We start from the raw sequence: 11,674 nt of genomic DNA, 5'->3' as shown, positions 1-11,674 counted from the left end.
GACCCTCCCGACCGTATCGGGCCCATGGGGCAGGGGGTTGGCATGGCCGGCGCCACCGTGTACGAAGCGGTCAAGCGCGGCGTGGCGCTCGTGAACTTCCACACCGCCCTCGATGTGAGCGCACAGGCGCGCGAGATGCTTCCCGGCATGCTTCGCCTGGCGGTATCGGGCGTGCTCGAGCCTCTGCCGCATGACTCCGACCGCGGCTACGGGCAGGTGTGCACGCTCCCTGAAGGCGAAGGCGCCGTCACGCTCGAGCGCCTCGGCGCACGCTGCACGGCCGTGTTCGGCCGAGCGCCGCGCATTTGGGGTGACATGGACCGCCTCCTTTCCACGGTGGTCACATGGACCGGCAGCGCTTCGGGCGCGCTGGAAGAATGCCTTGCACGAGGAATCGACGCCCTGGTGTGCGGAGAGGTGAAGTACCACGACGCCCTGGCCGCATCCGAAGCAGGCCTCTGCATCATCGAGCTTGGCCACGACGTATCTGAGCTTCCGTTTGCGAACGTGCTGGGCGCCGCTGCGATTCGCGCAGGCGTTCCGCGCGAGCGTGTGTTCCATATCGCGCAGAACGGCAACTGGTGGCACCCCGAGGCGGTTCGGGCGTAACGCGCACGCGCACACCTCGACAGCCATCGGAAAAGCGCTTCTCCACGCTGGTGAGCCCCAGCACGCGCATCTTCGTGGATATGCGGTGAATAACGACGAAATTGGCGTGAAAAGGAGCGAAAAAATCGTTGCACCCCGGGTATTCGCGTGATATAGTAGCCAGGCTTTTTGCTTATAACCAGATAACCATCTGAAGTAACGGAGTGAGAAATTATGTCTAAGGTTTGCGAAATTTGCGGTAAGCACCCTGTCGCGGGTCGCAGCATCAGCCATTCCCATCGAGTCACCAACCGCACCTTCCGTCCCAACATCCAGAAGATCACCGTTCTGGAGAACGGCCGTGCGGTCAAGAAGAATGTGTGCACGCGCTGCATGAAGGCCGGCAAGGTCACCCGCGCGTAAATTACGCTGCATCGCATTGCTAAAGCCCGCTTAGGCGGGCTTTTTTGTGTGCTGAGACCAATGCATGCGCCGCCCGAATACACCACGGGTGACATTTGGGATATACTTTACGGATGTCTTACAGCGGCATTCGACGTTGCGCGCCCTCTTCGGCGCGGTCAACGCATTAAGAGAAAGGGTACCCATGTCCGAGCAGATTCCTGGCAATCTCCACGTATCCAACGATGTGCTCGCCGACCTGGCAGGCAACGCCGCCCTTGGATGCTACGGCATCGTGGGCATGGCGGCTCCGACCCTGCAGGACGGCATCGCCAAGATCCTCCCCGCCAACCGCCTGCGCCGCGGCATCGTGGTCACCACCACCGAGACCGGTGTCCACGTGGATCTGTATGTCGTCGTCGAATACGGCACCAACATCAACACCGTGTCCCAGAACCTCATCGATAACGTGACCTACGTGCTCACCGAGTACGCTGAGGTTCCGATCGACGGCGTCGAGGTACACGTGCAGGGAATCAAGGTGCGCAAGTAGCGCCGAGCATCGAGGAGAATTCGACCGAAATGACAGCTTATACGACTAACGACGTCCTTAACGCGATCGCTGCGGCTACGAACGCTCTGTCCGAGCGCAAGGACGAAGTAAACCGCCTCAATGTGTTCCCCGTGCCCGACGGCGACACCGGCACCAACATGTCGCTGACCATGCAGATGGTCGTCGACAACCTGGCCCGCCTGCCCATCGGGGCCGGCGACGCCGAGATCCGCAAGGCCATCACCACGGGCGCTCTCATGGGCGCGCGCGGCAATTCCGGCGTCATCACCTCCCAGATCCTGCGCGGCCTGTGCGAGGGCTACGAGGGTCACGACAGCCTGTCCACCGAGGCCCTGGATTCCTGCTTCGCCCGCGCGGTCGAGGTCGCGTTTCAGGCGGTGCGCAAGCCGGTGGAGGGCACCATCCTCACCGTCGTCAAGGATGCCGCGGCAGCCGCCAAGAAGGCGCGCAAGAAGAAGCTCTCCCTGGAGGACGCCCTGGATGCCGTGGTGGCCGAGGCCTACGCTTCCGTCCAGCGCACCCCCGAGTTCCTTCCCGTGCTCAAGGAGAACGGCGTCGTGGACGCCGGCGGCTTCGGCCTGGCCATCCTGATTGATGCCTTCACCGCCTCGCTCACCGGCAAGGACGGCTTCACGGGCGACGCCATGGCGTTCGCTCGCCCCGCCCCCAAGGTCGAAATCGAGCAGATCAACGATTGGGAAGGCTCCCAGTACCGCTACTGCACCGAGTTTTTGGTGCATTCCTCCACGGTGGACGTGGATGAGGCCAAGGGCTTCCTGCCCACGATGGGCGACTGCGACCTCATGGTGGGCATGCACCCCAACTTCAAGGTGCACGTGCACTCCAACCGCCCCGACCAGGTTCTGGGCTGGTTCCTCACGCACGACTGCCAGATTTCCGAGGTGCACATCCATAACATGCAGCTGCAGAGCCAGGAGCGCACCGAAAAGCTTGAGGCCGAAGAGAAGGCCGCCCACAAGCCCCTCGGCGTCGTTGCCGTGGCTCCTGGAGCAGGCAATGCCAAGATTCTCGAATCGCTGGGCGTGGACGTCGTCGTATCCGGCGGCCAGACCATGAACCCCTCCACGGCTGACATCCTGGAGGCCGTGAACAAGGTCAACGCCGACAGCGTGATCATCCTGCCCAACAACAAGAACATCATCATGGCCGCCCAGGCCTGCGTTGATGTTTCCGAGAAGCCTTGCGCCGTGGTGCCCACCACCAGTGTGCCCCAAAGCTTCAGCGCCCTGTTCGGCTTCGATGCCGACGCCTCCCTTGAGGAGAACGTCGAAGCGATGACCGACGCCTACGCCGATGTGAAGACCGGCGAGGTCACCCATGCCATCAAGGACGCCAAGGACGCGCACGGCAACCCCATCAAGGACGGCGACGTCATCGGCATCGCTGACGGCTCCATCGAGGCCGTAGGCTCCGACGTGTCCGACGTCGTGCTGGAGCTTCTGCGCGTCATGGACGCCGACGACGCCGACACCTGCACGCTGCTCGCCGGCGAGCAGTTCTCCGACGAAGAGCTCGAGGCGCTGTCCTCCCGCATCGAAGAAGCCTACGAGGACCTCGAGATCGACGCGCATCGCGGCGAGCAGGCCCTGTATCCAGTCGTCTTCTCGCTTGAATAAGGATTCTCGGCGCTCATCATGACCGACCGCTTGGCCGCCACCCTTGCTTCCGACGCCCCCGTAACCGCCGTTGCGGGGGTAAGCTCGGCGAGGGCGGCGGCTTTGTCGTCTCTGGGCATCCGAACCGTGCGCGACCTTCTGACGCACTATCCGAGGCGCTATCTTGACATGTCGCGCCTCACCACCATCGCCGATGCGCGTATCGGCGAGAACGCTACGATCGTGGCCACCGTCCACGAGGCGATCGTGAAGCGCCCCAAACCGAAACTGGATTTGACCGAGGTGACGCTCGTCGACGGGACGGGCACGCTCATCGCGACGTTCTTCCGACAGCCGTGGCTCGCTAAAGCTCTTACGCCTGGAACGCGGGTGAGCGTAGCGGGCGAAGTGGAGTTCAATTACGGTTTCAAACGCATGACCGTGCCGTTCCTCGATAAGCTCGACGCCGACGAAACGGCCCATGGCCGCGTCATTCCCGTGCACGGCGCTACCGAAAAAGTGCCGGCAAGCCAGATGCGCCGCTTGGTCGCCAACGCGCTTGACCTTGCCACGCCAGCCTATGATCCGTTGCCTTTGGACCTGCGCACGAAATACCGCCTGATCTCGCGCAACGCCGCGATTCATGCCGTCCATTTCCCCTCGTCGATGCAGGAAGCCGCCCAGGCGCGGCGCAGACTCGGCTACGAGGAGGTGCTCTTGCTGGAATTGCACCTCATGCGCGAATCAATCAGGGAATCGCAGGGGTCGCCGGCGCGCGAGCACATCGTCGACGGCGAATGCATGAAGGCATTGATCGCCGCTCTGCCGTTCTCCCTGACTGAAGATCAAACTCAGGCTATACAAGACATTCTGGGGCGCATGGCGGCACCCGAACGCATGGAGCACATGCTTCTCGGTGACGTGGGCACCGGCAAGACCATCGTGGCCGCCCATGCCCTTGCCGCCGCGGCCGATACCGGCACGCAGGCCCTCATGATGGGCCCCACGGAAGTTCTGGCGAACCAATATGCCTCCTCGTTGGGGCCGCTCCTCGATGCCGCAGGAATCTCGTGGACGCTTATCACGGGGTCCACGCCGCAGGCGCAGCGCGAGGCCGCCATCGAGGGGCTTGCCTCGGGCGCCATCTCCATCGCATTCGGCACGCACGCGCTGCTCGAGGACTCCGTTGCCTGCAAGGACTGCTCGCTCGTGATCGTTGACGAGGAACAGCGCTTCGGCGTTGACCAGCGCGCCAAGCTCGCCGAGAAGGGGAGGGGCGCCGACGTTCTGCTGATGACCGCAACGCCCATTCCGCGTTCGCTTGCCCTGGCGCTCTACGGCTCTATGACGCTGTCCTATGTGCGCCAGATTCCCTTCGACCGCCCGCCGCGCACCACGCGCGTGCTGGGCTTTCGCGAAAGGGGCCGCGCCTACGACGCCGCGCTCGAAGCCTGCAAACGCGGCGAGCAGGCATACGTCGTGTGTCCGCTGGTGGGCGAGAAGAAGCCCGCGAGCGATAAAAAGAAGCGTAACGAGGCGCAGGAAGAAGACGCATTCGAGCCCTATATCGAATCCGATGCCGACATGGTGGGCGATAACGCCAAAGCCGCCGAAGCCGAAGCTGCCTTCCTCCAGGCGAAGACGTTTTCCGCCTACAAGGTGGGCCTCCTGCACGGCCGCATGAAGGCCGACGAGAAGCGCCGTGTGATGGAGGAATTCCGCGAGGGCAAGATCGACGTGCTGGTAAGCACCACGGTCATCGAGGTAGGCGTCGACGTGCCGCGCGCCACCGTCATGATCGTCGAGGACGCCGACCGCTTCGGCCTCTCCCAGCTTCACCAGCTGCGCGGGCGCGTAGGACGCGGCAAGCTTCCTGGCGAGGTGTACCTCATCGCGGCGACCTCGAACGACGAAGCGCTGGCGCGCCTTTCGGCCATGGAAAAGACCGATGACGGCTTCGAGCTCGCTGAATACGACCTCTCGCTGCGTCGCGAAGGCGATATTCTGGGAAACAGGCAGCATGGCGCCTCGGCGCTCAAGCTCATCAATGTCGTGCGCGATGCTGCCGTTATCGAAGCCGCCCATCAGGACGCGCGCGCCATCGTAGAGCGCGACCCCCAAGGCCAAACCGATGCGGTACGCGCGCTGTACCACGAATCCGACGCGATGTTCGCGTCCGAAGAGCCCGCCTTGCGCAGGGCGCGATAGGAGGAATCCCGATGAGAGTCATTTCCGGGCTGTACCGCGGGCGCCCGCTTAAGGCCCCCAAAGGCGACGGCACCCGCCCTACGACCGACCGCGTGAAAGAGACGCTCATGAGCTCTCTCATAAGCGCGTACGGCCCCCTGGAGGGCGCGCACGTCCTGGACGCCTTTGCCGGCAGTGGCGCGTTGGGCATTGAATGCCTTTCGCGCGGCGCCGCAAGCGCTCAGTTCTTCGAACGCGACCGCCTGGCTCTCGATGCGCTCAAATCAAATATCGCCGCGCTGCGCATCCCGCAGGACCGCGCACGCGTGTTCAAGGCCGACGTGATGAAGAACCCGCCCGTGTTCGGTGCGGTTCCGTACGACATCGTGTTCCTGGACCCTCCCTACGCGTACGACCCCGCCGACGTACTGGGCTTTGTTCAAACGCTCGTTGAAAAAGGCCGTCTCTCCTCAAATGCCGTGGTCAGCTATGAACATGACGCTTCGACCGCTATAATGTCGTATTTGGGTAAAAACGCCCTTGATATGCATATTCTTTCAACCAAGCGCTTCGGCGGCACCGCCATCGACCTGCTTGGCTTCGAATCCGACTAGCGCAAAGCGCGGGAAAAGGGGAACGAACATGAAGAAAGCGCTGGTGCCCGGCACCTTCGACCCGATTACTAACGGGCATCTAGACGTGATCACGCGCGCCTCCCAGATTTTCGATGAAGTCGTGGTAGGCGTGGCCGCCTCGGTGGGGAAGGGACCTAAGGGCCCGCTCTTCTCGCTGGACGAGCGCGTGAAGTTCGCACGCGAGGCCACGGCCCATCTGGACAACGTCACGGTCATGTGCTTCAACGACCTTCTGGTTCACTTCGCCGAGAAGATCGGAGCCAACGTGGTGGTCAAGGGCCTGCGAGCCATCACCGACTTCGAATACGAGTTCCAGATGACCGCAGCCAATTATCGCCTGAACAAAAACATCGAAACCATGTTCATCATGTCTCCGCCGGAGTACATGTATCTTTCCAGCTCGATTGTGCGTGAAATCGCGTCTTTCGACGGAAACGTATCCGACCTGGTGCCCGATGGTGTGGAAAAAGCATTGAAGCAGCGTTTTAGTGATAAACTATAAGGATAGTTCGCGTATTATCGCACGTTGCAACGCTTTTTGAGGATAACGGGCAGACAATGCCCCTGAACGATCGCTGCTAGGCAGCAACACGAAAGGGACGAAATGGACGAAACTGGAGTTCAGGGACTCCTCGAGGAACTCACCATTCTTCTTGAGGAATCCAAGCCGGTGTTCGGCAAGAGCAATCTCCGCCAAGTCGATATCGCGGCTGCTTTCGAAATCATAGATGAAATCAACGACGTCTTCCCGGGCGAGTTCGCTCAGGCTCGCCAGATTGTGCGCGAGCGCCAGAGCCTCCTGGACGACGCCGAGGCCGAAAGCTCCCGCCTGATCGAGGACGCCCGCAGCCAGGCGATGACCATCGCCAGCGAGCAGGAAATCGTGCGCATCGCGCAGCAGCAGGCCGACACCATCATGGCCGACGCGCGCGAGCTCGAGCGTCAGACTCGTGCCGGCGCTGAGGATTACGCCGACGAGGTGTTCGGCCATGTCGAGCAGAGCCTTGACACGCTGATCACCAGCGTGCGTCGCTGCCGCGACCGCCTTAACAACCAGGGCATCGGCCGATAATGGATCCGTTGATCATCGAGATTCCTGCCGAGCTCTTCGCGCCTGCGGAGAGCTCTTCATATGCGGGCGAATTAGCGCTGAGCTCCTTCGAATTCGGCCCTGACGAGTATCGAGCGCCTAAGCCGTTCGTATGGAACGCAGCCATCACCAACGTGGGCGGTGCGTTGCTGGTTTCCGGCACCGTAAAGGGCGAGACCGTTACCGCCTGCGCTCGCTGCCTCGAAGACGCGGCGTTTCCCATCGAGGGCGAGATCGAGGGCTATTACCTGATCGAAGGCGAGGGCGAAGCCCCTGACGATATGGAGGAAGACGAATTCGACGTGCTTCCCGAGGACAATAAGCTCGACCTCGAGCCACTTATCCGTGCTGCAATCTATGTGGAGCTGCCTCTTATTCCGCTGTGCCGCGAGGACTGCAAGGGCATCTGCCCCACGTGCGGTGCGAACCTCAACGAGGGTCCTTGCGACTGCGCCCCCGAGTCTTCTGATGAGGACGACGGCATCAACCCGAACAATCCGTTTGCCGCGCTCAAGGGCCTAAAGTTCGATTAGCGGAATCTGCGCGCATTAAAGCGCGATAACCGCCGCATACTTGCAAGAAGAGCCTCCGGATGGAGGCTCTTTTCGTGCTGGGTTACCTTCTACTCGGCCAAATCAAACTCGACGGCGATGCCCTCGATGGTCATGCGGAGCGTGCCCATGTGCACGGCATGCACGAGGTGGGCGAGCGTTTCGCCGAGCGAGAAGAACTTCTGCTCGACCGCCCATGAGTGCCAATTGGGATACTTCCAATGCGCGTTGGACGTGATGGCAATCAGGTCGTGATGCCCCGCGCGTACCAGCTCCTCCATCTCGGACAGGCGCTCATAATGGTGGGCCTTGAGCTGGTCAACGCGGCGGGCCAGCTGAGTGAACACCTCGCCGTGGCCAGGAAGAACAAGGTCGACGTCAAGATTGCGCACTTTATCGAGGCTGTCGAGGAAGTCCTGGAGCTCGTCGGTCTCCAGGAAGAACGACGAGATGTTGGGCGTGATGCGCTCGAGCACGTGATCGCCCGAGATGAACAGGCGCTTTTTCTCGTCATACAGGCAGATATGGGTGGAATCATGCCCCGGCGTCTCGATCACGCGAAAACGGTAGCCGCCGCGCTCGATGATGTCGTCCTCTTTGACATAGATGAGCGGGTAATCTTCCTTGAGGGGAATGAGCTCGCTGGACAGTGAGCTGCGGTCGGGGTGCTGACGGCGGCTGCGCGCATCGTCGTAGATGGCGTCAACGATCGGCAGATAGGTGCGGCGCTCCATGGCAAGACGCGCATGGACCTCCACAAAGGAGTGCATGTGCGCGAAGATGCTCATCTCTTCGCTGTAGATGCGCTCAAGGCACCCGGTGTGGTCGGGATGGCTGTGCGTGAACAGCAGATCCACGTCATCGAACGTCAGGCCGAAGGCGGAGAGGCCGTCTCTCAGCGCCTCCTCGCATTCGGGGAGCGAGAACCCCACATCGACCAGAAGGGGCCTGATGTCGTCAAGGATCAGATATGAATTGAGCGCCTTCAGAGGATTGTTGGGCAGGGGAACCTTGATAAGGTACACGCCCTTCATGACCTCTTGGGGCTGTATGGTGTCAGACATGGCGATTCCTTGTTGAGTAGCTATCACGGTTACTTTTGTTCACCAGATACAGTAAAGTAATCGAACGCGGTAATGGGGAAATGACCCCAGAGGGCACTAAAATTCCATGTGAACCTGGATTAAGTTCTTGCATGGTGTCGTGCGCTTTGGTATCATTCCCGTTCGTCTGATTTTTGGCAATCAACCGTTTCGGCCTCACCAGCTGGGCCGAATGGATTAAAGGAGATGGAAAACCATGGCAGTGCCTAAGCGTAAGACCGGTCGTGCCCGTACTCATTCCCGCCGTAGCGCGAACAGCATCGTTGCTGCTCCCGCTCGTTCCATTTGCCCCCAGTGCGGCGAGGTTAAGCTCCCTCACCGCGTGTGCGGCAATTGCGGTTACTACGGCAAGCGTGAGGTCCTCGAGACCGAATAGCGTCGTCGCACCAACGGACTGAACGAATATTGCCGGCTTTCGAGTCGGCAATTCGTGTATACGGAGGCAGTTACGATTCGGCGTGACGGTTCGTTTACAACGGTTTGAAAACCCTTAAGCGCCCTCTCGTCTGCGGTATCGTGGCAGAAACCATTACTGCGGCCGCATATGCGTCAATGCGTACGGTCCTTCAGATGGAAAGGAACAAAATGTCTAATTCCGAACATGTTGTCGTGGCCGTCGATGCCATGGGCGGAGACAACGCGCCGTCCGTCGTGCTCGAAGGCGTCGCCCTGGCGCTTGAAGAGGACCAGAACCTCGAGGTGGTGCTGGTAGGCCCCACCGACATCGTCGAGCCGTTCGCGGCGTCTCACACCCGCTGCACCGCACAAGCAGCCTCCGAGGTCATCGCCATGGACGAGCATCCCGCCGAAGCCGTTCGCAAGAAGAAGGATTCGTCCATCGTTGTGGGCTGCCGCCTGGTCAAAGAGGGTGCCGCCCAGGGCTTTTTCTCGGCCGGCTCCACCGGAGCATGCCTTGCGGCAGCCACGCTCGTCATCGGGCGCATCAAGGGCGTGTCGCGTCCGGCGTTGTGCAGCGTCATCCCGTCGCCCGCGGCCCCCGTGGTCATGTCCGACATCGGCGCCAACGCTGATTGCAAGCCCGAATACCTCGTCCAATTCGCCCAGATGGCGTCTATTTACGCCGAGAAGATCGTGGGCATCAACAACCCCAAGGTGGGCCTGCTGAACATTGGCTCCGAAGACACCAAGGGCTCGCAGTTCGCGCAGCAGACCTTCGCCCTCATGAAGGAGAAGCTCCCTAACTTCGCCGGCAACGCCGAGGGCAACGACATTCTTCCCGCCAATTTCGACGTCATCGTCACCGACGGCTTCACCGGCAACGTGGTACTCAAGACCATCGAGGGCACGTCCAAGACGCTGTTCGGCGCCCTGAAAGACGTCATGATGGGTTCGTTCGCAAGCAAGCTCGGCGCACTCGCCATGAAGGGCGGCTTAAGCGACCTCAAGAGCCGCGTGAGCGCCGACACCTACGGCGGCGCGCCGCTTCTGGGCGTCAAAGGCGCCTGCCTGGTGGGCCACGGGTCCAGCAATCCCGCCGCCATCAAGAACGGCGTCCATGCCACGGCCAGCGTTGTGCGCAACCGCGTGACCGACCTCATCGCGGAGGCGGTGACCAAATAATGGCCGACGTCACTGAAGAGCAGAAAAAGAAGCTTGCGCGAGCGCAGGACATCCTCGAATATCGCTTCGAGAACCCCTCTATTCTGCTGTCCGCCATCACGCATCCCTCTGCGACGGAGGGCAAACCCGTCAAGTTCAGCTACGAGCGCCTTGAGTTTCTGGGCGACAGCATCCTTGGCGCCGTGGTGGCCAACGAGGCCTTCCATGCATACCCCGAGCTTGACGAAGGCGGTCTGACGCGCATCAAAGTGGCCCTGGTGTCTGGCTCGAGCCTTGCCAGCGTGGCCGAGAAACTCGGGTTCGCCGACATCATCGTGTTCGGCTCCTCGGAGCGCGGCACGGGTCGTCGTGGCCTGCATTCGGCTCTTGAGAACGTATACGAGGCAATCGTGGCTGCGCTCTATCTGGATTCCGGCATCGAGGCGGCACAGACCTTCGTGCGTCGCACGCTCATCCCCAAAATGAACCTTGATATGGCCAAAGAGCCCGAGAACCCCAAAAGCGCCTTGCAGGAAAAGCTCCAGGAAGAGGGCATCACGCCTACGTATAAGCTTGTCGAAACGCAGGGCCCGCCGCATGATCGCACCTTCATCTCGCAGGTGTTCGCCGGCATGAAGGCGCTCGCAAGCGGCATGGGCCGCACCAAGAAGGAGGCCGAGAGCCAGGCGGCCAAGGCCGCGCTCGACAAGTTCAACTTCGGAAGCGACAAAGACGCCAAGGCTAAGGCCAAGGCGGAAAAGAACCGTGCCAAGGCTGAAGCGAAGGCCCAGGCCAAAGCCGAAAAGGAGGCGCAGGCACAGGCACGCGCCGAAGCGAAGGCCGCCGAAAAGGCCGCACGCAAGGTTCAGGGGTAGCGATGTACCTCAAATCTCTTGTCCTCAAAGGATTCAAATCGTTTGCCGACCGATCGGTTCTTTCCCTCGAGCCCGGCATCACGTCGGTGGTGGGGCCCAACGGTTCCGGCAAATCGAATATTTCTGATGCCGTGCTGTGGGTTCTGGGCGAACGCAACGCCAAGAACCTGCGCGGCCAGGCGATGGAAGACGTCATCTTCGCCGGTTCGTCTGCGCGCAAAAGCCTCGGCGTGGCCGAGGTCGATCTTGTGCTGGACAATTCCGACGGCACGCTTCCCATCGACTACGACGAGGTCGCGCTTACCCGACGCATGTACCGCAACGGCGAGAGCGAATACCTGATCAACGGCTCGCCCGCACGCCGCATGGACTTCATGGACATCCTCCATGACACGGGCCTGGGCACGGGCACGCATTCCATCATCAGCCAGGGCAACCTCGACGCTATCCTGGCCAGCAAGCCCGAGGACCGCCGCGCGCTCATCGAAGAAGC

14 protein-coding genes are annotated in these 11,674 nt (G+C 61.4%); 13 read left to right on the top strand and 1 reads right to left on the bottom strand.

Annotated features, from left to right (window positions below):
• The 9 genes from Q0J60_RS02075 to Q0J60_RS02035 form a co-directional block, all read left to right on the top strand.
• On the top strand, nucleotides 1-609 hold a 609-nt coding region (locus Q0J60_RS02075), incomplete at its 5' end, for a Nif3-like dinuclear metal center hexameric protein (protein WP_294438562.1).
• 213 nt (nucleotides 610-822) lie between these two features.
• Complete coding sequence (gene rpmB, locus Q0J60_RS02070; protein WP_294438561.1) at nucleotides 823-1,011, top strand: 50S ribosomal protein L28; 189 nt, start codon at nucleotides 823-825, stop codon at nucleotides 1,009-1,011.
• A 184-nt stretch (nucleotides 1,012-1,195) separates the two neighbouring features.
• Entirely contained in the window at nucleotides 1,196-1,543 is a 348-nt protein-coding gene (locus Q0J60_RS02065; RefSeq protein ID WP_123208333.1) for an Asp23/Gls24 family envelope stress response protein, read from the top strand.
• Between the two features lie 29 nt (nucleotides 1,544-1,572).
• Entirely contained in the window at nucleotides 1,573-3,201 is a 1,629-nt protein-coding gene (locus Q0J60_RS02060) for a DAK2 domain-containing protein (RefSeq protein WP_294438559.1), read from the top strand.
• Between the two features lie 18 nt (nucleotides 3,202-3,219).
• Entirely contained in the window at nucleotides 3,220-5,388 is a 2,169-nt protein-coding gene (locus Q0J60_RS02055; RefSeq protein ID WP_294438557.1) for an ATP-dependent DNA helicase RecG, read from the top strand.
• Nucleotides 5,389-5,399: 11 nt separating this feature from the next.
• Nucleotides 5,400-5,981, top strand: coding sequence for a 16S rRNA (guanine(966)-N(2))-methyltransferase RsmD (rsmD, locus tag Q0J60_RS02050; protein WP_294438555.1), 582 nt, complete (start codon nucleotides 5,400-5,402; stop codon nucleotides 5,979-5,981).
• A 28-nt stretch (nucleotides 5,982-6,009) separates the two neighbouring features.
• Nucleotides 6,010-6,504 carry a pantetheine-phosphate adenylyltransferase gene (gene coaD, locus Q0J60_RS02045; protein ID WP_294438552.1) on the top strand — a complete coding sequence of 165 codons (495 nt, stop codon included), beginning with the start codon at nucleotides 6,010-6,012 and terminating at the stop codon, nucleotides 6,502-6,504.
• A gap of 102 nt (nucleotides 6,505-6,606) precedes the next feature.
• Nucleotides 6,607-7,074 carry an ATPase gene (locus Q0J60_RS02040; protein WP_294438549.1) on the top strand — a complete coding sequence of 156 codons (468 nt, stop codon included), beginning with the start codon at nucleotides 6,607-6,609 and terminating at the stop codon, nucleotides 7,072-7,074.
• On the top strand, nucleotides 7,074-7,625 hold the full coding sequence (locus Q0J60_RS02035; protein WP_294438547.1) for a DUF177 domain-containing protein: 552 nt from the start codon (nucleotides 7,074-7,076) through the stop codon (nucleotides 7,623-7,625). Before Q0J60_RS02040 ends, Q0J60_RS02035 begins: the two co-directional genes overlap by 1 nt.
• Before the next feature lie 89 nt (nucleotides 7,626-7,714).
• Here Q0J60_RS02035 and Q0J60_RS02030 read toward each other — a convergent pair whose 3' ends face one another.
• Nucleotides 7,715-8,707: an MBL fold metallo-hydrolase gene (locus Q0J60_RS02030; protein WP_294438544.1), complete on the bottom strand. Its 993-nt coding sequence runs from the start codon at nucleotides 8,705-8,707 to the stop codon at nucleotides 7,715-7,717.
• Nucleotides 8,708-8,942: 235 nt separating this feature from the next.
• Between Q0J60_RS02030 and rpmF the strand changes: the two genes are divergently transcribed.
• The 4 genes from rpmF to Q0J60_RS02010 all read left to right on the top strand — a co-directional run.
• Nucleotides 8,943-9,122 carry a 50S ribosomal protein L32 gene (rpmF, locus tag Q0J60_RS02025; RefSeq protein ID WP_294438543.1) on the top strand — a complete coding sequence of 60 codons (180 nt, stop codon included), beginning with the start codon at nucleotides 8,943-8,945 and terminating at the stop codon, nucleotides 9,120-9,122.
• A 209-nt stretch (nucleotides 9,123-9,331) separates the two neighbouring features.
• Nucleotides 9,332-10,327 (top strand): phosphate acyltransferase PlsX, encoded by a 996-nt coding sequence (gene plsX / locus Q0J60_RS02020; RefSeq protein WP_294438540.1) that lies wholly within the window; start codon nucleotides 9,332-9,334, stop codon nucleotides 10,325-10,327.
• A complete protein-coding gene (rnc, locus tag Q0J60_RS02015; protein ID WP_294438538.1) occupies nucleotides 10,327-11,181 on the top strand; it encodes a ribonuclease III in 855 nt (284 codons plus the stop codon). The genes plsX and rnc overlap by 1 nt, the downstream gene beginning before the upstream one ends.
• A 2-nt stretch (nucleotides 11,182-11,183) precedes the next feature.
• A partial coding sequence (locus Q0J60_RS02010) for an AAA family ATPase (protein ID WP_294438536.1) occupies nucleotides 11,184-11,674 on the top strand: 491 nt, incomplete at its 3' end.

Source organism: uncultured Slackia sp. (genome assembly GCF_944321625.1).
Classification (GTDB): domain Bacteria; phylum Actinomycetota; class Coriobacteriia; order Coriobacteriales; family Eggerthellaceae; genus Slackia.
This window is presented reverse-complemented; position numbering and strand designations above follow the sequence as displayed.